We start from the raw sequence: 20,859 nt of genomic DNA, 5'->3' as shown, positions 1-20,859 counted from the left end.
CGCGTGCTCATAATATGTAAATAGCTTAACACTCAAACTCTGAAACCTCCTTTATTTTGGCTTTTGCTGTTTCTAATAATAAACCATCTTTTACATATTCGTTTAAGATTGGTAAAATTTCATAATCTAATTTTAGTTGTAATTGTTCTGAATCTGTAAGATCGCTAGTCTCATCTAACAAGAAGTAACTATGTCCTAAATGCACATCTTTAGGGTCGAAATCTGATGCTAAATATTTTCTATCTTCATTAAATAACTCGCTAATAAGATTGAACAGTTCTTTTGCTTTATTGTTTGTTATGACCTCAACCCTTGGTGGCATATCTACAAAAGCAAAACGACGTTTTATTGCATAATCTATATGCCCAACACTACGGTCTGCGGTATTCATTGTTCCAATTATATATAGGTTTTCTGGAATTGTAATTGTTGCATCACCATCAATGGCGTACATACTTTCTACCGCTTCCCCTCTATATTCTAATGCATAAATAAGTTCACCTAGAACCGAAGGTAAATTAGCTCTGTTGATTTCGTCAATTATTAGAACGTAATTCTTTAATTGTGGTTTAGAAATGGTTTTTGTTAAAGCCTCATTAATTTGTTTACTAAATTCATTTCTAAAGTGCTCTATTACTTTGAAAAAATAGGTAGAATGCTGTTTAGCTAAACCCGAAACATTTTCTAAGGATTTAAAATCTCTTCGTGAATCTACGTTTTGCAAAATAGCTGAAACTAAATCTTTGAATTTCATACGTTGGCTTGTTTTCCACTTACCTGTATATCTGAAGGCATCTTCTTCTACAGCAACAATAGAAACAGCTTCCGTAATTTTATAAATTTCCTCCTCGTCAATTGTATCTTGAATTTTTTCGGCAAATTCGGCCAACAGCTCCCTTAATCCTTCTTCTTTTGAAAAGTCTTCTACATCTTTTTTACTTGCTACCAAATTATTATAAGCTTCTTCGGCAAATGCTGCTAATGTTTTATTTTCTGTTTCATAGCTAATATGCTCTCCTTCACTTTTGGCAGAAATACCTCTAATAAAATCTTCATAACTATAAGATGGATGAAACTGAACTAACTTAAATCGTCCGCTATGTTCTAATTTTTCTTTTTGAACTTTTTTATCATCAGAAATTGGATGATTAGGAAAAATAATTCGTTCTGCTAAATCTTTTCCTGAATATGTTTTACCAGTTCCTGGTGGACCTTGTAAAATGATTTGTTTCTTATAATACAGTAACTTTTCAAATTGACTCTTTTCTACTTCTATATTCATATTTTCTAGTTCAAGTAAAAATCCATTGTATTTTTTTAATGACGAAGAAAACATACTATGTCCCACTCGATTTCTTTCTAAATATTCATCATCATTTTTTAATTCTTCTATTAAAGCATTGTAAGCTGCTATATCCTGAACCTCATAAAGCGTTTCTTTTAAGGCCCCATTATTTAATCCAATACTGTTAATAGTTGAAACAGCTGATAAATAGTTTTTAACGCTATTAGGTATTACTCTCGTTAAATAATCTTTGAACATTTCCTCCATTTGTGAAAATGTAAATCTCATTAATTTTTCTTTTCTATTAGCAACAACTTCTTTATAGGTTTCAAATAAAATACCTTTAAGATTGCTTATCATTTCTTGATAAAAAGCATCACTTATCTCATAATCTCCATTTTTATTAACAGCATCGGTTTTTTTACCAATTAAAACATAGTTATCATAAACCAAATTTTTTAATTGACTCTCATCACCTATGAGATAATCAAAACCTTTAGACCTTAAATTATTATAATACTCTGATTTAGACAGAAAGCTATCTGCATAGGGTTTTATATATTCAACAGGTGTTTTTTTATTAGCAAAAGGGACATATTGGGTATTAAAACCTAAACCATAACCAACCTCATTATTTCTTAGATATAGATGATATTGAAGTTCTGTTCCACCACCAGGATTAATCACCCAATCTCTATCATCCTTTGACATAATAAAGAGTTTATCTCTATTGGTTGCACTACCCATATTTAAAAGCCCCTTACGTTTATACTGAAATTGCGAACAAAAATCACCTAAGTCTTTGTTTATTAGTTCTACTAAGTCTTTTAAATCTTTAAATGTCATTGTATTTTTTAAATTTATTACTAGATAGTTTGTAATTTCTTGAAGGTTGGTTCTGTAATGCGCATTACTACTAAAATCACTTGGATTTAAGCTAATACCAACTAATTTGGCTGCTTCTGTTATCAATAGTTTAAAAGGGTAGTTTTTTCCATTGATGACTACTGCATATTTGGTACCATCTCTGCCTGGTGGTATTCCATTTTTATCAATTTCTAAAACAGCCTTATCTATTAGCTCTTTTGTAACAAAATCTAACTTTTGATTCATTTACTCTAAGTTTTATTTATCTACCTTCCGCTACCTTACCCAAACTATCATTAACTTTATACTTCAAGCTTCCAACTTCAAGCTTCTCTAAATCTATCATCCCACTCATTAAGCGTGGCAACAAAATATCGCGTGCTTCTTTTAATTTTGTTATTTGATTACCAAGAATATAAATTGAGTTTATTTGTGGCTCGATCAATTGATTAAACTCTTTTAGTAATTCATTATTTGGCATTTTAATTTTTTGATATTTCAAAAATGCTTCCCAATTATAATTCACAATATTACTAGCACTTCTTTTTTCAAAGATTTCAGTTCCTTTTGTTTTTCTTAGGTATTTCAAAAACATGATTAAAGCGTATGAATAATCTCTTGTTTTTGGTCTCATTAATTTGCAGAAGCTGGCACACATTACATCTGAATCAAATTGTTTTAATAAACCTTCAGTAATTAAAGTTGTTTTAGCTACACCTTCATTAGAACTACCTCCTGAAACCTCAAAAACTATATCACCATCTTGAAGTTTTCTTGATTTCAGATTTGATTTTTTATGCCAACGAAAAGGAACATTTCCTATCGAACCCAAAGGAAGATTATCCATATCTGTACCTCTAATAACAAATGCTGGAACAGGATAACCTTCTTCTTTAACCTCTTGTCCCCAACCTCCACCAATATGGAACTCTATAAGGTCACCAATTACATACTCATTCCATCCTTTTGGTGTTCCCGAAACACTAAACCACTCTTCATAGGTGAGTTGTGCTTGTGCTTCTAATAGTTTAATGCGCTTTAGGTTGTTTTCTATTAAATCATCATAGGCGGATAAAATGGATGCTATTTTGCGTTGGGTTTCTTTTGATTTAGGAACATCAATTTTTATTGCACAAAAGTTAGATTTACTAACGTGGTGTCTACCTGAAGCTGTACCTGGATTAGCATTTAAAACTTTAGGTAGGTTAATTTTTAATACATAATAGACAAAATCTTCATCGTAATTCTCATTCGGTATTACAACATTAACAGATTGATTTGTAAAACAATATCTATCTGCTTGAAATATTTTTTCACCAACCGTACCAATAGTTACAACACCTGTAGCTTTGGGTGGTATATATGAGTTTTTATATCTCTTAAATGCCTTTTCTGAATAATTCTCTTCCCAATTAGTGATATATCTTCTATCAATTTCCATATCAGTTGGCTTGATAAAAGGATAATCACCTCCATAGTTAGCAGGATCTTTTTTAGGTGGTGTATTTCCCGTTATGACTTCACCTAAATCACCTATTTTTACTCGCTTCCAACCTTCCATCATAACTTGACACTCTGTATTTGTTGCATTAAGGCATTGGCTTCGGTGTTTAGTTGGGCTAGTTCGGCATGTATGGCTTGCATTCTGCCTTTATAGTCAAAATCCATATCTATATCAATCTTTACACCTACGTAGCGTCCTGGTGTAAGGCTGTAGTCTTGCTCTTTAATCTCGTCTAATGTGGCTATTTTGCATAGGCCTTCTACATCTTGGTATGTGCCTTTTGGGAAGTGTTCTGCTAGCCAAGCGTTCTCGACTGCGCTCGAACTGACAGCTTTTGGATTGCAATCTCTAAAGGCATTCATAATAGCGGTTAAACCTTCTAGTTGGTCCTCGCTAAAGGCGTTAATGGTGGTGCTTACTTTTCTAAAGGTGTTTCGGGCATCTATCATGAGCACCTTGTCTTTGTTTTCAGCTTTTTTGCCTTTATTAAAAAACCACACATGGCAGGGTAAGCTACGTGTGTAAAAAAAGTTGTTGCTTATAGCTACAATACATTCTACATCGCCTGTTTCTATCAGTTTTTGGCGTATTAGTTTTTCGGCATTACCAGCATCAGTCGCAGAACTTGCCATAACAAAACCTGCGCGTCCTGTTTCGTTTAAATACGAATGAAAATATTGCATCCATAAATAATTACCATTGCTTATGGTCCCTTTTCCTGTAAGTGGTGGCCCAAAAGGTAATCGCTCGTCGTCTGCTAAAAACTTATTTTTAGCATCTATTTTATCGACATTAAATGGTGGATTTGCCATGACGAAATCGCATTGTCCTGTAAGGTTATGCGGATTGCTATAAAAGCTATTGCTTTCTATAATCTTGCCTTCTATACCGTGTATAGCAAGATTCATTTTTGCTAAACGCGTATTGTTGCTTTTTAGCTCTGTACCATATACAGTAATGGCTTCGTTTACGCTTTTGTTATCGTGGTCTTTTATAAAATGTGCGGTTTGCACAAACATACCACCAGAGCCACAAGCAGGATCGTGCACGATACCGTGATTAGGTTGTATAAAGTTGACAATAAGGTTAACTAACGAAGGTGGTGTAAAAAACTCGCCACCTTCTTGCGCACCTGCTCCTTGCATTGAGAATTTCATTAAGAAAAACTCGTAAATGCGACCAAAAACATCTCCTTTGGCATTTTTCACAGCGTCTTTATTAAACACACGTACCAAATCGCGCAATAGTTTATCATCAAATTCTTGGTAGCTTTTTGGCAAAATACCTTCTAGATCTGGGTATTCGGCTTCAATAAGCTTCATGGCATTATTAATGGCTTGTGCTATATCTTCGCTTTCTGGTAAGTTGGCTAAATAATCGTATTTGGCTTTTTCTGGTAACAGTATAGCACCAGCTGCGGTATAATCTTCTTTATTGGCTTCTCGTTTTTGTCCTGTACGCGGATTTATAGGAAGGTTGTTTTGCACTTCAATTTTGGCATCTTCATATCGGTTTTGTGCAAAACGCAGTAATACCAAACCTAATAATGGGTCTTTGTACTCGGCAGCGGTAAGTTTAGAATTGGCTCTTAGGTCGTCTGCTGCGTCCCAAAGTTCAGTTTCTAGTTGTTTTATGTTTTGTTGGGTCATTATATTTAGTTAGTCTTTTAAAATTCCGTCTTTATATTTTTCTTTTTTGAGCTTATCACCTGCTTTGTTGTAGTAGGTAGTAGTACCATTGCGTAAGCCATCCCTAATACGACGCTCTTCATAGTTACCAGTATCTGCATCTGTAAAGATAAACTCACCATCAAATAGTTGGTTAGTATCTAATGTGTAGTACGTTTCTTCATTGGGCTTATTGCTATAATCTACATATTTAGTAATAATCTTGACATTTTGATTTGGGTAGTTATGTTCCCAAGTACCGGTCATGGTGGATTTATAGATATTACCTTTAAATACAATATTGCCATCTGCATTGGCCAACAAAAAAAGACCATCTTGGTAGCTTTTACTAGACCCTTTCATTTCGTTATGAAACAACTCTCTGAAATCGTAATGAGGGACTTCTGCCGTTGGTTTAGATATTAAGTAATCCGCTTCAAGTCTTCCCTCTTCATTCAAATACTGAATAAAACGTACTTTGAAAGCATCACGGGTCTCTGATAATATTTTATAGACTTTTTCTATGTTTTCCCCTTGTGCATCATAAACTCTGAGTTCTTTAAGTTCATTACTTTTAAATAGCTTTTCTTCTTGTTTTATGCCGTCAAGATTATATCTGGTGAACAACCCATTGAGAAGATTGTATTTGTAATTACTTTCTACCAGGATATGCTCATCATTAAGATACTCTATCCATTTACCATCTTTAGCTCCGCTTTGGTAGTTTCCTTTTTTATAGACGTATATTGGGTCTTCTTCTGTTTCTATGGTATAACTCTCAATCCATTCTCCCTGCTCTTTTCCGTAATTATAATTTCCTTTAAAACGTAAATTCCCCAGGCTATCTTTAAGAGTATATAACCCGTGTAATTTATCATTTTTATAATTTGCTAAGAGGTGTATTTTATTATAAATACGTCTTTTACAAGAATCCTTAGTTTTATTATTTTCATCAAGTTTATCACACTTATAAGTTTGATAACTGATCTGCGAGAATCGCTCAGATAAACCATTACGCATACCATTGCCGTAATTCTCTACAAGATAAAGCTCTTGTGAATATGGTTCTTCTTTATCGTTACTACTCATTCTTGAATAATGGAATTTCCAAGGCCCTGTTTTTAAATCTTTACTATAATTTCCTTCGCTTAAACCACCAGCGAGCTCGAAATGTTTCCAATAGCCTGTTTTAAGACCGTTTTGGTACTGCCCACTATCAGTAAGATATAGTTTTGTGGTATCGGTTTCTATAACACTACCAACTATCAACTTTTTTAGATCTCTATAAAGTCTGTAATTACCATGAAGCTTATCATTAATATAGTTGGCTATAATTAAGGTATCTTCTGAAATTTCTTGTGCAAAACCATTTTTTTGGTCATTTTTAAACATCACTTTTGAGAGTACTCGCTGGTTCTGGTCTTCATCGAAATAAATTAATTTGGTCTCACCATCTAATTTTCCTTCTGAATAATTTTTAATTAATTTGGCCTTTAAGCTACCTGAATCTTCATCGTAAAAAAAATCTATGGTTTCTCCTTGTAATATTCCCTTTTTAAAAACCTTAGTCTTTTTTATTTTTCCATCAGGCTGATATTCTTTTGATTCACCATCAAGTTCACCATTATTAATGTTATAGACATATAATTTATTTCCATTCTCGTCATACTCTTTCCATACTCCTTGTTTTTGGTCATTTTTATAAATACCCTCAATACGTAAGTTTCCGTTTTTATAATACCCTTTATAATCGCCTTCAAATTTACCATCCTTAACATTGTAGATAATTTCAACTTGTTGGCTATTATCAAAGTATAGCTTCTTTAAACCATTACTAGGATCGTATACACTTGATTTTTTGATAAGCATAAAACCATAAGCTGTGACGCTTTCATCAAAGCTAGAGTAACTGTCTTTCTCCCTTTTCTCTGTTGAAATGGTTAGCATAAACTTTTGATTGGTGTAGTTTGAAATTAACTCATCATCTTTTATTTCGCTGTCCTTAAGTTTATAACCATTTACATTTAAAGACTTCTGAATTGCCGTATATGATGGTTTGTTAAAAACGGAATATCTTATCTTATTAGGAAAACCCTCGTATGTGTAAAGATAGAACCATGCAGATGCTTTATCGTCATAAGATTTGTCGTAAGACCAAGTGATGGTATGATAATTTTCAGAATCGCCTTTTGAAGACTCATAATATTCCCATCCTTTATTCATCAAAAATTGGTTAACACTTTCCCAGTTTTTTTTCTGACAAATGTTTTCCAAGTCGTTTAAAGATAGTTTTTGAGCTTGAACTGTACACAAAAATAAGCCGAAGCATAGATACAGAAATCTTAATTTCATTGATTGATTGGTTTTATAATTAATAGCAAAATCATCACAAAAATTTGCAATGATTTATTAAACTAAGAATAAGTTTTTAAGGGGTAATAAAGATAAAAAATGTAACCACTAGTCAAAATAATACTTCCCATAATGTTTTAAATAAATTTCAAAAAAACTAGTCAAAATTAGGCGCACAACCTAAAACATCATTATATGGATGTATATAATTCCAAAAAGCTTTACCAGCGCTGTCCATATAGTTTAGACTGTAATTGAATTTCGTATTTGAACCGACTTGATAAATATATTGTTTATACGAACTTGTAAAACGAACAACTGCAAAATAATATGTTTCATAATTCTCGCTGACCTCGTAAAAAGTTACTTGGGAGATTGCTTCACTATCATAGCTGTAATAAGTCACACCATAACTTTTTGATTTTACAAGTTCGAGTAACTCACTACATGATTGTGCATTCACATTTATTAAGGAAAAACATCCAAATAATAGTACTGCAATTAATCTCATTGTTTAAAAATGTTATTTGATTAATACTCTAAAGTTATCACAAATAGGTTAATCTTTATTACGGAATCCCATAATAGAATCCATGATTGATAAAAACAGTTAATTAATATCTATTACGTCGGTCTGGAAGTAATTTGTAATAATCTGCCCTAGTATGAAATCCTTGTTCTTTAAAACTATAATCTAGCTTAAACTTTTCAAGATTCTCTTGTTCTAGCTTTAACCGTCCTAAATATTTAAACCATAATATCTCATGTTTGGTTTGAGGTCTCGTGTTTTCGGTGAATACCCTCACAAAAGCCTTTTGAACTTCGATGAACGGTACTAGATCGACATTAGCTAATCCTTCAAACCAGTGACCGAACTGTTTTAATAATTCTATTTCTTCTTGGGTAAAAATGCGTAATGAGCAAAAGAATTAATGCTGATAACAACGACCATTAGCATTTTTTGTCTTGCGTTTGCAGCGTTTGCCTGATTTAGTCTTGCCAGTGCATTGAGTCGCTTCTATTTTCTTGGGTTTTGAAGTATAGGATTTAGTAGAACCCGATAACGAATTCCCATTTGTAGTTTTCTTCGATTTGGTATTTGTTGCTGTAGGCTTACAAACCTTGCACGCAGTATAACCCAACTGTTTTGCTCTATCTAAACTAATTGCCTTTTTAGAATATTTTAGATAATGACAATTCTTTTTGTGGTATTTTTCGCCTGATTTTGTGGTATAAACAGTTTGGCTAAATACAGAAAAGGAAGAAACCAAAAATAGAATAACGCAAATTGCTCTTATTGTTTTCACCCTTTTTTCTTTTTCTTTTTTGAATTTCTCCATTCCCACGGAGCTATTGCTTTTGGGTCTACCCAAAGACCTACTTTCTCTTTTTTAGCTTTATCTTCCAAAGGTTGCAAAGTCTCATCATCTGAATATTTTATAAAATGCCAAGCCAAACCAGCTTTGAGCAGTTCTCTGCTTAAATTTTTATCATCGTAGAATACATAAGCAATAGACCTTCCGTAACGATCTTTTTTAATCACTTTTAATTCAACCTGCTTTTCAAAGATGGCATCTGATGTGAATTGTTTCGCTCTTTTTGAAAATGGTTGTTTGCGTTCTGGACAGTCTATATTGGCAACTCTTACCCTTATTAGTGTAGAGTCTTGAGTTAGGAGTTTAAAAGTGTCACCGTCTGTTATGGCTACTACTTTGCCAGTGATTACTTGTTGAGCATTTATTACAAAACCTATCAGTATAGCTAATGTGATAAGTATTTTTTTTAATTTCATAATGAATCACTTGGGACGAGTAATTTAATTAATTACAAAAGAAATATTAAATATTTAATATAAAGTTTTGAATTATATTATCGAGATTCGATGGTAAATCAGCTGTTTTAATTTCATATCTAGCTACATTCATTTTATCAAACCAATCAGTCCAAAACTTTCTAATAATATCTAACTCATATGGATTCCCTGATGTATTAGGATTAATACCTAAAACTAAAATTTCAAGATTGGACAAATCACCATGTGCTTGAATTAGTCCATATTTTTGATTGTTGTACTTATCCTCCCAATTGCTACCTTTTAAGCCTTGTTGGTCAAAATATTTAGTTGTTATATAAGTGGACATATTATTTTTCTTGATTTTTCCCTCTTCGTGATAAATATACCCATCTGATAAAATCACTAATATGTTTCTATAATCTTCATCAATACAATAGTCATCAACTTTTTCTTTGATAAAAGACCATGTATCTGAACCAACGTAGTTGTTGTCTTTAATTGCTAGATTATAAATTTCCTTAGGAATAGACTCATACATTTGATTGATTTTTTCCAATTTATCTAAAGATGCATTTTGTCTAGTTACCTCAAATTTAAGTTGCTCTGAAATTCGGTTAATATTTTGGTTAGATGGTTCGGGCTCAAAATAAAGTTGAATTTTATCATTCATCTGTCTTACTTTTTTTGACCTTAAATGAGTTAAAAAAGCATTTGAAACAGACTTTATATAATTGATATCCCTTTCATAAATTTGCATCGAAGGATTCGGGTGTAAATCAGGGCTTATTCTATCAGACAAGTCCAAAAGCAAACTAATATTTAAATTTTCATTTGAAATCGCTCTATTTGATTGATATTCATTTCCTCTTTGCTTATTATTTTTTTCTTTTTCATCATTTGATTTACAAGAAAATAGAAATAATATGATAAAGGTGGTTAAAATTATATTTGTGGATTTCATAACTAGCTATTCGTAAAAATTAAATTTTGGCCTTCTAATTCGTCTAGTTTCAATTCGTCTAAATGTTCTTTCGAGACCTCTTCACAACTATTTCGTAACGCCATTTTTTCTTTGTTGGGAAGAGCTAATTCAGCATTAATGGCCTGGTACCATCCTTCCTTATATTGATAGTGGTAATGCAAATACTCTTTTATAGGAAAAATGAATCCATCAATTTTAGACTGCAATTCAGATATTTCACCCTTTATTCCTGTTATCTCTTGTTTTACACTATTTATTTTTTCAGTAAGATTATTTTTTCTATGGGTAAGATTCTTAATTTCCTCCTTTTTATTTCTTATAAATCCTTTTATTTTATCAACATTTTCGTGCTCTTTCATAACAAAATCAAAAACTAAGCCCCATATTAAATAAACAACAAATCCAGCAAAAATGATTCCCCAAAAATTGACACTTTGTAGTGCGATTTGAGGTGAGAACTCATCTCCTAATACCTTATCAAACTCAAAAATTTTCTTTTCAATTAAATAAGCAAGTATAACATCAAATAAGAAGGTTAAAACAAATAATGCCGCGAGCTTCAAAATACCTCTTTTTTCCTTAGATTTTTGAAACATATGTACCAAGTATCCCAATCCCATAAAAACGAAAGGAATAGTTCCAACAAAAACACCTTCTAACCAACCATCAGATATGGCTTTGCTTAAAGCATTGGCATCAAATATTGCAGCTGTTAAACTTCCTGATTCAAAATCCTTAAAAAATGCAGAATAAGATGCAGAAATATAAAAAACAAACAAATAAATAGTTATAGGAAGCAATAGACCTAAGCCAATATAAAATTGAGCCTTTGGCTTTTTATCAGCATCTATACCATACTCCTCCGGGTTCTGCTTTACATTTACAATTTCAAACCTTTTATCTTTTATATCATTCTCTATTATTTCTTTTTGCTCCTCAGAAATATTTATTATAGTTTCTCGCTTCTTCAACTCTGTTCTTTTCTTTTCTTGTTGTTCAACAAAGGGCTGTTTTAATTTTTGTTGTTCATTAGATTGTTTTCTGCATTGATCCTCAAAACTATTGTAAAGATTATGTAGCCCTGTTCTAAACGTCAATGGATCACCAAAAGCTTTTGAAGATGCACCATAACCACTTTGATAATATGTAATTCTGATTTGTTCCCTATCCTCACTATCATTGTTTTCTACATTCTTATTATTGGTAGGATTTTTAAGTTTAAATAGACTTTTTATTGCACCCATATCTATGAATTTATTTCATTTATTAATTCTTCCTTCGACATACCTTTTTTTGCACATTCTAAGAGAAAATCTGCAAGTTCCGTGATGTTTTCATCTAAAAAATCAAACTTTTTACAATATTTCTTCAATGTGACATATTCATCATTCGTAACTTTTTCATCAGCCCATATCATAATTGCCAAATCATATAAATATTCAACTCTTAACTCTAAAGTTTCAGGTATAGATGTATGATGAGAAGGGTTTAATAATATTTCGTTAAGTTGCTCTTTTGTTAAACCTCTTTCTTCAGCGAACTTATATAGCATTTGCATTTCTAAAACATCAAAGTTATCATCTGAAAATGCCATTTGGTAAAGTCTCAGAAAGTGACTTTTTAATTCCGTAGTAATCATTAAAGTTTATTTTGGTTGATTATCAAACTTATAATGACTTAGAATTATTTCGTTACGGTTAACCGTAAGACGATTAAATTAATCCCAAATCTTTAGTAATCGCTACTAAATGTATGGTATTATTAGCCCTAAATTGAACCTTCAATTTGTTAAGACGTTTTTCAATAGTACTTAAACTGTTAGGTGTAATACTTTTGGACTTTAAATCATCACTTATATCTTCTTGCGATAATCCTTTAGAAAGTAAATTAATAAGTTGAATATCAAAATCATCTATTTCCATTTTAGATTTTGGCTGTAGAGCCTTACTTACTTGTGGTGACAAAAATAAATCTCCTTTTGCAACTACTTTAATAGCTGCATTCAATTCTAAGGAACCGTTACGATCTTTGCACACATAACCATTAACACCTTGTTTCTTTACTAATCCTCTTACTTTTTGAAGCTGATCTTTCATGGAATATACAATTATTGCAATTTCAGAATTCTCAGCACGTACCTTTTCTATTAAATCCTCACCAGATCTAAGATTAACACTTCTATGATCACTTTTAAATGATAAATCCGTTATTAACAAATCGTAAGAACTTCCTTCCAATTCGGCTTTTTTTAAGTGTAAGTAGGCTTCATCACAGTATTGTGTTTTATCTATTGCAGTTATTCCATTAGACTTTAAAACCTGAGCTACATTCTCTACAATAGCATCGTGGTCGTCATTAATAAGAACTCTTTTAAACTTCATTATATCACAATTTTTACTTTAAATCCCTTTTGTGGCTGTGTATCAAAAGTAATAGTCCCTCCAATTGATTGAATACGGTTTTCCGTACTATGTAATCCTGTGTGTTTTATAAGGTTAGCTCCTTCACCATTATCAGAGTAATTTATTCTTAATTTTTTCTCATCATTTTCGAACAGTATCAATACTAAAGACGCTTTACTATGCTTCTTCATATTAATCAACAGCTCTTGTAAAACTTTATAAATTGTATTCTTTTTTATATGAGAAAAGTTATTCCATTTTACATCTGCTAGTCCCTTGATAACAATATTTGCATCGTTAGACTCATAACTTTCAAATAAGCTTTCAAGATTATCTAAAAACGAATTCTTAGTATCTACTAAACTATGTTGATTAGAGATATCTCTTGCTTTATGGTATAACTGATGTAATTCATCTGCCAAAACACTATGCTCGCAGGTTTCACTTTCAAATTTTGTCATAACCTCAAAGACATTATTTGCCACTTCATCATGTACCTGTTTAGATATCCTAGATTCAGTTTCTATAAGTTGCTGCAATTTCTCTCTTCTGTGTCTTGCTCTGGTAATTAAGAATCCTAAAACTGAAATTATAGTTATACCTACAGCAACTAATGAAACAATTATAGTATGAGATTGTTGGCGTTGGTGCATTAATTCACTTTCTAAAGCTTTTCTCTCAAATTCGGAATAATCATATCGCATTAATGCAAATTTGTTAGACCTTGCTTTGTCTTCCGAAATTAGACTGTCATTTAAAACTTTATAGGCTTTGGCATAATGATCTGGACTTAGTTCGACCAATAAACCTAGGGCATTTTGTTTGTAAGAAGCAGAGTTAAGACGATTGGCAAAGTCTAATGCCTTATTTGCATAAAACTTTGCTTTATCTATGCTATCTGTTGCCATATAATATCTAGCAAGGTTTGAATAACTACTGTACTGGGCTGTTGAGTCTTGTGCTTGATTTCTAAGATTTAATGCTTTAAATATTAAAGACCTACCCAAATTATAATCTTGCATTTTTGTCTTTATATATCCTAGATTATTTAAGACTAAAGCAACTGTTAAAGTATCTTGTAATTTTGGCGTTAATCGAAACGCCTTCATTGAGGCTTTGTGTGATTCTTCGATAAGATCATTCCGTTTATAAACATTAGCAATGTTGTTATAAACAATAGCACTGTCTCTAGGATTACTCGCAACTTCTAGCACGCGTTCATAAAGCTCTACCGATTTTGAGTAATTATGTTGATCGGCATATACAACTCCCAATAAGTTATAAAAACTTCTTCTGTAGGCTTCCTCGTTATTAATCTCTGGATTTTCATTTAAAATTTTAACCGCTTCTACTGCTGCTTTTTCAGATTCATCGTAAGATCCAATTTTGTAATTGATGCTGGCAATGTAATAGAGACTGTTTAATTGGGTATGAAAATCTTCAGTATCTTTTGAAGCTTCTAATCGTTTGTTGAAATATTTTGAAGCATTTATTAAATCCGTAGACTCTTTTGGATGCAGTGCAATTGTACTATAATGCGACAAACTATCCTGACTTTTTTGTGCAAAGCAGAAATTTGCACAGAAAAATAGAAAAAAGAGGAATGATTGACCATATTGTTTCATTCCTCAAATTTAAAAACTATTTCCTATTAATCACCAGAACCTGTCGGTGGCGGTGGTGGTGGCGGTGGTGGAATCTCACCATCTTCACCACAGCAAGCTTGTGGAATTACTTCATCGGTTATGCTCTCTGGATTACACGAAAAAAAAGCCATGTTGAGGAAAACCGTAAACAGAATTACAGATATTTTTTTCATTTTGTTAATGATTTTTGAAATTTGACAATAGTGTTGCTATCCGAGGCTTTCGGACATTTAGCACATAGCAACACAGACTAAATTTTGAAGAGAGATCCCTTCTTTGGGAAGTATGGAGTGCAGAGCAAAACAGAATTGTTACTTCCCGAATGGCAATACTATTTTACCCTACAGATCCATTATTGAAATTGATTTTCGTAACCCTTATTACGCCTAAGGTGGTTGTCAATTCTGTAACAAATAAAAAAAGATAAATTGAGGGTAATTGGAATAAGATTGGAAATTTTTTGGAAAGTAATCGGAAGAGATTTTCCATGATTTTTCTATGATAAATATTTAATTTTAATACCACCAAACAAGTATGGAGTATGCAAAAAGATTTGATCATAGAAGCTTTTAAAAATGGTAAGGACGCTTTATTAAAAAAAGGCTTAATCGAACCTTCTAACAACGCCATTTCTGAATTTTTAGCAACCTTTATAAATGAGGATTGTAAAACCCCAATTAATTCAAAAACACTGAGAAATTATTATAAAGATGCATTAGAATATCCTGAAAAGGATATACGAATTTCTCGGATTGATATAATTAATTCTTTATGCCAATTTCTCGGCTATAACAATTACCAAGACTATCTTAAGCAAAAAAATCCTGTTAAAGAGACTTCATTACAACCAAAGACTCTAAAGAAATACTTTATAATTGTGCTAATTGTGGTTATTAGCTTAATAATAGGTTCAATCCTATTTTTTAAGGAGAATGAACCAAGATTTATGATTTGGAATCTTGACCATTATGTAGAAGTTGAGTTCAACTTAGAAAAATATAACATTGGTGAATTAAAGGCATATAAACAAGAGCGTATTGATCATTTTAAAAAAATAATACCAGATTGTGACTACCCTTTTTTTAATCCTGATGGAACTGTGCGTGTTTGGTATGGAAAGAATAAAAATAAAGATTATGAATTTTTTACAGATTTAGGTCTTCATCCCGAAACAGGTAAAACCCTAAAACCTATTACAGATTATATGATAGAAAAACATATCTGTAATTAAAAGACGTTATTATTTTGCATAAAGTAGTTTATATATACGAAAATATTGGATCTCCTTTTTTAATTAGACATTTTACTTCAAAACTTTTCCCAATGCCTTCAACTCAACACCCAATTCATTAAACATACTCAAAATACTACTTATTTTAAGTTCCTCTTCTGTATATTCCTGTGTGTTGATGCTACAAGTAAATTCCCAAATCTCAAGAACTTCATCAATGGGTACACTATAGGCGTTATAAGTTTTATTGTCAGAAATTAACAGCAATGAGCCATTAAAATCAATGTTATTCATAACACGCTTATAAACCATACCATCATTTAATGTTACCAACACATAGGTTCTTCCTGTTTTGATATCGTTCCTATCCTCAATAAACCGACCCACAACAAAAGCACCATCTTTCATTGGTAACATGGAGTCCCCTTTTATTGGAAAAGCCCTATGCTTTCCTGTAGGTAAAAAAGGTAATTTTATCTTTTGAAGTTGCTCTATGTATTCAGGGTCGTCATAGCCATTCAGATAACCAGCTGTTGCCTTGGCAGGAACAATTTCAATCAAATCCTCATTGTCTGTATCCACAGTTATCGGAAACAGAACTCGCTGATTACCTATCTCAATGAATGATGCGTCCTTAGATTTTGTTAAGTCATTTCTCAATAAAATGTCTATGGGTAACTTGAAAAAGTCTGAAAGCTGTATAAGAAATTCAATGGTTGGTGCAGACCTTCCCTCTTCATACGATCCTATCCTAGATCTTGAGACGTTTAGGTGTTCCGCCAATGTCTCTTGGGTTAATCCTTTGAGATTTCTTAAATGTCGAATGTTTTTTGCTACAATTTTCATAATACTACAAATATAAGCAATAATTACTTATATATGTAGCTAATTTTGTGATATGGATAAAAACATATTGCATCTGGATTTAGATACTTTTTTTGTCTCTTGCGAACGTCTAATTGACAGACGCTTGGAGAACAGACCTCTATTGGTCGGTGGTACTGGAGACAGAGGTGTTGTAGCTGCCTGTAGTTACGAAACTCGTCCTTTTGGAGTCCATTCTGGTATGTCCATGAAAGTTGCTAGAAGATTATGTCCTGAAGCTATTGTTATTCGTGGCAACTCTTCAATCTACACCAAATACTCGCATTTGGTAACAGAGATTATCAAAGAGAGTGTTCCTGTGTTTGAAAAAGCAAGTGTCGATGAGTTTTATGCTGACCTTTCTGGTATGGATAAATTTTACGGTTGCTATAAGTATGCTTCCGAATTGCGAAAACGAATCATTAAGGAATCTGGATTGCCTATTTCATTCGGTTTGTCTTCAAACAAAATAGTGTCCAAGGTGGCTACTGGTGAAGCAAAGCCCAATAACCAATTGAAAATAGATAATGGTTTTGAAAAGGATTTCCTAGCACCATTATCCATAATAAAAATTCCATCCGTAGGCACAAAAACGTATCAAATATTGCGGAATCTTGGTGTGGATACGGTAAAAGTGGTACAGGAAATGCCTCTAGAAATGATGGTTAGTGCCTTGGGTATCAACGGTAAAACCATTTGGAAACGTGCACAGGGCATAGATAACCCTCCACTTGTACCGTTTCACGAACGAAAATCAATTTCTACCGAACGTACTTTCGATAGAGATACAATTGATATTCATGTGTTGAAGACCACAATTTTTGCAATGGCTGAAAATTTAGCCTTTCAACTAAGAAGAGGAAATAAATTGGCAGGAACGATCAGCGTCAAGATCAGGTACTCTGATTTCAACACTTACAGTAAACAGATCAAAATTCCTTACTCAAGTGCGGATCATATCATTATCCCTAGAGTATTGGAATTGTTTGAAAAGCTGTACCAAAGACGTTTACTCATCCGTTTGGTGGGTGTAAAGATTAGTGACATCGTAAGTGGCCATTATCAAATTAATCTGTTTGACGATACCGAAGAGATGATTAGTCTTTACAATGCCATGGATAAAGTACGGATGCGTTATGGAGAGTTAAGCATTATGAGGGCTTCATCAATGGGCGCAAAAACCATAGGACGTTTTCAAAATCCCTTTAGTGGTGAACCACCTATTTTATTGGCACATCGCAAACAGTAATGTATTTGAATTGTCATACATATTATTCCCTTCGCTATGGCACGTTTTCTGAAATTGAGTTATTGGAACTTGCCAAGGAAAACAATGTGGACGTTTTAGCTTTGACCGACATTAACAACACTTCGGCATGTCTCAACTTCATCAGAAAATCCAAGGAATTTAATATAAAACCAGTAATTGGTATTGACTTTAGAAATGGTAACGACCAACTGTATGTGGGCATAGCCAAAAATAATGAAGGATTTAGGGAATTGAACCAGTATTTGTCCTACCATTCCGAAAAGGGTTTAAAACTGCCAGAAGTACCGAGTTTTTCACTTGAAAACTGTTACGTGGTCTATCCTTTTGAAAAAGTTTTAGAACTAGAAAAAACGGTTTTTAAGGAGAATGAATTTATAGGCGTTTCAGTTGAAGAACTGAGGAAATTACGTTTTTCGAGAGTGCTCTCCTTTAGGGAAAAACTGGTTGTACAACAACAGGTAACGATTAGAAATAAACGAGACTTTAATGCCCACCGTTTGCTACGTGCCATTGACAAAAATTGCTTATTGAGCAAATTGGATAAATCGGAAGAGTGTTTGCAAACGGATAAAATGTATCCTAAAGAAACATTGGAAGATGTATTTAGGGATTTTACATTTATTCTCAATAATACAAGACGTTTACTAGATAGTTGCTCGATTGATTTTTCGTTTGGCAACAACAGAACATCCCAAAATTTACGATTGTACACAGATTCCTTTGATAATGATTATGCCTTATTGGAGCGTTTATGTTACGACAACCTGAACAAACGCTATTCAAACCCAACACCACAAGTCTTGGAACGGTTAAAAACCGAACTGAATACCATTAAAGCATTGGATTTTGTGTCGTTCTTTTTGATCAATTATGATATTGTTTGTTACGCCAAAAGTAAAGGTTATTTTCATGTAGGTCGTGGTAGTGGTGCTAATAGTATCGTTGCCTACATCATCGGTATTACCGATGTTGATCCTATTGAGCTTGATTTGTATTTTGAGCGTTTCATAAATCCCTTTAGGGCTTCCCCTCCTGACTTTGACATCGATTTTTCTTGGAAAGATAGGGATGATGTAACAGCTTACATTTTTAAGCGGTTTAATAACACCGCCTTAATGGCTACTTATAACACCTTTAAATATCGTGCGGTTGTTAGGGAATTGGGAAAGGTTTTCGGACTGCCAAAAGAAGAGATCGATAAGTTAAGTAAAGGCAGTTATTCATATTCTAATTTGGATGACCTATCAAAGCTGGTTTTACGGTACGGTAAATTAATAGATGGATTTCCAAATTACATTAGTGTACATTCCGCAGGCATAATAATATTGGAAAAGCCAGTACACTACTATTCTGCTACGGATTTACCGCCCAAGGGATTTCCAACGGTTCAGTTCGACATGATTATTGCTGAGGATGTGGGTATATTCAAGTTCGACATCTTGGGACAACGTGGTTTAGCTAAAATAAAGGATGCTCTGGACATCATTAAGACCAATAGACCTGAAGCTGGTGATGTTGATATAACCAACGTTGAAGCGTTTAAAGGTGATAAAAACATCAATCAACTCTTAAAAACCGGTGGCGCAATAGGGGCATATTATGTTGAATCCCCTGCCATGAGAGGTTTGATGCAACAACTTCAAACCGAGGATTATTTGGGTTTGGTAGCTGCAAGCTCTATCATTCGACCAGGTGTATCTGGTTCAGGTATGAAGGATGAATACATAAGACGCCATCGCAATCCTGAAAAACGAAAGGATGCTCATCCTATATTGATGCAGATTATGCCAGAGACTTATGGTGTAATGGTGTATCAAGAAGATGTGCTAAAAGTCGCCAATCAATTTGCAGATCTCAGACTTGGCGAAGCCGATATCTTACGACGTGGAATGAGCGGTAAATATCGGTCAAGAAAAGAGTTTTTGGAAGTGGAGCAAAAGTTCATTTCCAACTGTAGAAATAAAGGGTTTGATGATAACCTTATTTTTGAGGTTTGGAATCAAATCAAAAGTTTTGCAGGTTATGCTTTTGCTAAAGGACATTCGGCATCTTATGCGGTAGAAAGTTATCAAAGTATGTTTTTGAAATGTTATTACCCATTAGAGTTTATGACCGCTGTATTGAACAATGGTGGTGGTTTTTACAGTACCGAGCATTATTTGCACGAAGCAAAAAAACAAGGAGCTAAAATTTGTTTGCCTTGTATTAATACAAGTGACCATCCAAATAGATTAATAGGCACTTCTATTTACTTAGGTTTTGGTTATCTTAAAAATTTGGAATCTTTTACCATACAAAGAATCATAAGTGAAAGGCAGTTATACGGAAACTATAAATCCCTAGATGATTTTATAGATCGTGTCGCTATAAGTATTGAGCAATTGACAATACTTATTCGTATCAATGCCTTTAGGTTTACAAATAAGCACAAAACCGAATTGTTATGGCACGCCATTTTTAAACTCAATGCGAGGGGAACGAAAAGCAAACAGGCACAGCTTTTTAAAATCCAACATAGACAATTTAACCTACCCAAACTTAAAACCAATTGGGTCGAAGATGCCTATGATGAAATGGAACTTCTGGGCTTTCCTTTATGCAACTATTTTAATTTGGTCAACGAAAAAATGCATGGTGGTATTTTGGCAAGTTCAATGAAAGATTTCGTTGGCAAGAATGTTCTAATTTACGGTAGTCTTGTTACCACAAGATTCAATAAAACATCTCAAGGTAAACTGATGCGACTTAGTACGTTTATTGATAGTTCTGGTGATTATTTTGATGCGGTACATTTTAGTGATGTCGTTGATAAATACTCTATTAACGGTCTAGGGGTTTATGCGTGCTACGGTACAATTAAGGATCGATTTGGTTTTTATAGCATGGTTGTGGTATCCAGTAAAAAAATGACAATTATACCTGATCCTCGAAATACTACAAGCCACATTCCTGCAACTATCGATAGGATTTCTTAATTTTAATAAAAAATAGAAG

The 20,859-nt window shown here is 33.0% G+C and carries 18 protein-coding genes; 3 read left to right on the top strand and 15 right to left on the bottom strand.

All coding sequences use genetic code 11. The features are described from left to right. Positions 1-25: 25 nt before the first annotated feature. From ACPX19_RS10515 to ACPX19_RS10450, 14 genes are all read right to left on the bottom strand, one after another. Complete coding sequence (locus tag ACPX19_RS10515) at positions 26-2,398, bottom strand: McrB family protein (protein ID WP_426429961.1); 2,373 nt, start codon at positions 2,396-2,398, stop codon at positions 26-28. A 16-nt stretch (positions 2,399-2,414) separates the two neighbouring features. Further along, on the bottom strand, positions 2,415-3,716 hold the full coding sequence (locus ACPX19_RS10510; RefSeq protein ID WP_426429960.1) for a restriction endonuclease subunit S: 1,302 nt from the start codon (positions 3,714-3,716) through the stop codon (positions 2,415-2,417). Next, on the bottom strand, positions 3,713-5,305 hold the full coding sequence (locus tag ACPX19_RS10505) for an N-6 DNA methylase (protein ID WP_426429959.1): 1,593 nt from the start codon (positions 5,303-5,305) through the stop codon (positions 3,713-3,715). Before ACPX19_RS10505 ends, ACPX19_RS10510 begins: the two co-directional genes overlap by 4 nt. 9 nt (positions 5,306-5,314) lie before the next feature. Next, positions 5,315-7,675 (bottom strand): hypothetical protein, encoded by a 2,361-nt coding sequence (locus tag ACPX19_RS10500; protein WP_426429958.1) that lies wholly within the window; start codon positions 7,673-7,675, stop codon positions 5,315-5,317. 157 nt (positions 7,676-7,832) lie between these two features. Continuing rightward, positions 7,833-8,186, bottom strand: coding sequence for a hypothetical protein (locus ACPX19_RS10495; RefSeq protein WP_426429957.1), 354 nt, complete (start codon positions 8,184-8,186; stop codon positions 7,833-7,835). Positions 8,187-8,289: 103 nt separating this feature from the next. Continuing rightward, positions 8,290-8,586, bottom strand: coding sequence for a DUF413 domain-containing protein (maoP, locus tag ACPX19_RS10490; RefSeq protein WP_426432454.1), 297 nt, complete (start codon positions 8,584-8,586; stop codon positions 8,290-8,292). 18 nt (positions 8,587-8,604) lie between these two features. Next, positions 8,605-8,982 (bottom strand): hypothetical protein, encoded by a 378-nt coding sequence (locus tag ACPX19_RS10485; RefSeq protein ID WP_426429956.1) that lies wholly within the window; start codon positions 8,980-8,982, stop codon positions 8,605-8,607. Further along, positions 8,979-9,467, bottom strand: coding sequence for a thermonuclease family protein (locus ACPX19_RS10480; protein ID WP_426429955.1), 489 nt, complete (start codon positions 9,465-9,467; stop codon positions 8,979-8,981). Before ACPX19_RS10480 ends, ACPX19_RS10485 begins: the two co-directional genes overlap by 4 nt. Before the next feature lie 46 nt (positions 9,468-9,513). Further along, a complete protein-coding gene (locus tag ACPX19_RS10475) occupies positions 9,514-10,431 on the bottom strand; it encodes a hypothetical protein (protein ID WP_426429954.1) in 918 nt (305 codons plus the stop codon). 2 nt (positions 10,432-10,433) lie between these two features. After that, positions 10,434-11,696, bottom strand: coding sequence for an ABC transporter permease (locus tag ACPX19_RS10470; protein ID WP_426429953.1), 1,263 nt, complete (start codon positions 11,694-11,696; stop codon positions 10,434-10,436). A 2-nt stretch (positions 11,697-11,698) separates the two neighbouring features. Continuing rightward, positions 11,699-12,091 (bottom strand): hypothetical protein, encoded by a 393-nt coding sequence (locus tag ACPX19_RS10465; protein ID WP_426429952.1) that lies wholly within the window; start codon positions 12,089-12,091, stop codon positions 11,699-11,701. 73 nt (positions 12,092-12,164) lie between these two features. Continuing rightward, the gene (locus tag ACPX19_RS10460; protein WP_426429951.1) at positions 12,165-12,833 is read right to left on the bottom strand and encodes a DNA-binding response regulator; all 669 of its coding nucleotides are present in this window, start codon (positions 12,831-12,833) and stop codon (positions 12,165-12,167) included. Beyond that, complete coding sequence (locus tag ACPX19_RS10455) at positions 12,833-14,479, bottom strand: tetratricopeptide repeat-containing sensor histidine kinase (protein ID WP_426429950.1); 1,647 nt, start codon at positions 14,477-14,479, stop codon at positions 12,833-12,835. Before ACPX19_RS10455 ends, ACPX19_RS10460 begins: the two co-directional genes overlap by 1 nt. Positions 14,480-14,505: 26 nt before the next feature. Beyond that, a complete protein-coding gene (locus ACPX19_RS10450; RefSeq protein WP_426429949.1) occupies positions 14,506-14,631 on the bottom strand; it encodes a hypothetical protein in 126 nt (41 codons plus the stop codon). A 410-nt stretch (positions 14,632-15,041) separates the two neighbouring features. On the opposite strand from ACPX19_RS10450, the gene ACPX19_RS10445 reads away from it, so the two are divergent. Next, complete coding sequence (locus tag ACPX19_RS10445) at positions 15,042-15,731, top strand: hypothetical protein (RefSeq protein WP_426429948.1); 690 nt, start codon at positions 15,042-15,044, stop codon at positions 15,729-15,731. 72 nt (positions 15,732-15,803) lie between these two features. Here the strand turns inward: ACPX19_RS10445 and ACPX19_RS10440 are convergent, their stop codons facing one another. Continuing rightward, positions 15,804-16,577, bottom strand: coding sequence for an XRE family transcriptional regulator (locus tag ACPX19_RS10440; protein WP_426429947.1), 774 nt, complete (start codon positions 16,575-16,577; stop codon positions 15,804-15,806). Positions 16,578-16,629: 52 nt separating this feature from the next. Between ACPX19_RS10440 and ACPX19_RS10435 the strand changes: the two genes are divergently transcribed. Both ACPX19_RS10435 and ACPX19_RS10430 read left to right on the top strand, forming a co-directional pair. After that, positions 16,630-17,844 carry a DNA polymerase Y family protein gene (locus ACPX19_RS10435; protein ID WP_426429946.1) on the top strand — a complete coding sequence of 405 codons (1,215 nt, stop codon included), beginning with the start codon at positions 16,630-16,632 and terminating at the stop codon, positions 17,842-17,844. Continuing rightward, positions 17,844-20,840 (top strand): DNA polymerase III subunit alpha, encoded by a 2,997-nt coding sequence (locus tag ACPX19_RS10430; RefSeq protein WP_426429945.1) that lies wholly within the window; start codon positions 17,844-17,846, stop codon positions 20,838-20,840. The genes ACPX19_RS10435 and ACPX19_RS10430 overlap by 1 nt, the downstream gene beginning before the upstream one ends. Positions 20,841-20,859: the final 19 nt, after the last annotated feature.

Source organism: Winogradskyella sp. HB-48 (genome assembly GCF_049942685.1).
Taxonomy (GTDB): Bacteria; Bacteroidota; Bacteroidia; order Flavobacteriales; family Flavobacteriaceae; genus Winogradskyella.
The sequence above is the reverse complement of the archived record's forward strand: the minus strand, read 5'-3'. Positions and strand labels throughout refer to the sequence as shown.

What these genes read in the sequence shown, in the direction of transcription:
- ACPX19_RS10435 (WP_426429946.1), top strand. Translation starts at nt 16,630, where the DNA reads ATGGATAAAAACATATTGCATCTGGATTTAGATACTTTTTTTGTCTCT.
- ACPX19_RS10495 (WP_426429957.1), bottom strand. Translation starts at nt 8,186, where the DNA reads ATGAGATTAATTGCAGTACTATTATTTGGATGTTTTTCCTTAATAAAT.
- ACPX19_RS10430 (WP_426429945.1), top strand. Translation starts at nt 17,844, where the DNA reads ATGTATTTGAATTGTCATACATATTATTCCCTTCGCTATGGCACGTTT.
- ACPX19_RS10440 (WP_426429947.1), bottom strand. Translation starts at nt 16,577, where the DNA reads ATGAAAATTGTAGCAAAAAACATTCGACATTTAAGAAATCTCAAAGGA.
- ACPX19_RS10515 (WP_426429961.1), bottom strand. Translation starts at nt 2,398, where the DNA reads ATGAATCAAAAGTTAGATTTTGTTACAAAAGAGCTAATAGATAAGGCT.
- ACPX19_RS10475 (WP_426429954.1), bottom strand. Translation starts at nt 10,431, where the DNA reads ATGAAATCCACAAATATAATTTTAACCACCTTTATCATATTATTTCTA.
- ACPX19_RS10460 (WP_426429951.1), bottom strand. Translation starts at nt 12,833, where the DNA reads ATGAAGTTTAAAAGAGTTCTTATTAATGACGACCACGATGCTATTGTA.
- ACPX19_RS10465 (WP_426429952.1), bottom strand. Translation starts at nt 12,091, where the DNA reads ATGATTACTACGGAATTAAAAAGTCACTTTCTGAGACTTTACCAAATG.
- ACPX19_RS10505 (WP_426429959.1), bottom strand. Translation starts at nt 5,305, where the DNA reads ATGACCCAACAAAACATAAAACAACTAGAAACTGAACTTTGGGACGCA.
- ACPX19_RS10470 (WP_426429953.1), bottom strand. Translation starts at nt 11,696, where the DNA reads ATGGGTGCAATAAAAAGTCTATTTAAACTTAAAAATCCTACCAATAAT.
- ACPX19_RS10450 (WP_426429949.1), bottom strand. Translation starts at nt 14,631, where the DNA reads ATGGCTTTTTTTTCGTGTAATCCAGAGAGCATAACCGATGAAGTAATT.
- ACPX19_RS10445 (WP_426429948.1), top strand. Translation starts at nt 15,042, where the DNA reads ATGCAAAAAGATTTGATCATAGAAGCTTTTAAAAATGGTAAGGACGCT.
- ACPX19_RS10500 (WP_426429958.1), bottom strand. Translation starts at nt 7,675, where the DNA reads ATGAAATTAAGATTTCTGTATCTATGCTTCGGCTTATTTTTGTGTACA.
- ACPX19_RS10510 (WP_426429960.1), bottom strand. Translation starts at nt 3,716, where the DNA reads ATGATGGAAGGTTGGAAGCGAGTAAAAATAGGTGATTTAGGTGAAGTC.
- ACPX19_RS10480 (WP_426429955.1), bottom strand. Translation starts at nt 9,467, where the DNA reads ATGAAATTAAAAAAAATACTTATCACATTAGCTATACTGATAGGTTTT.
- ACPX19_RS10455 (WP_426429950.1), bottom strand. Translation starts at nt 14,479, where the DNA reads ATGAAACAATATGGTCAATCATTCCTCTTTTTTCTATTTTTCTGTGCA.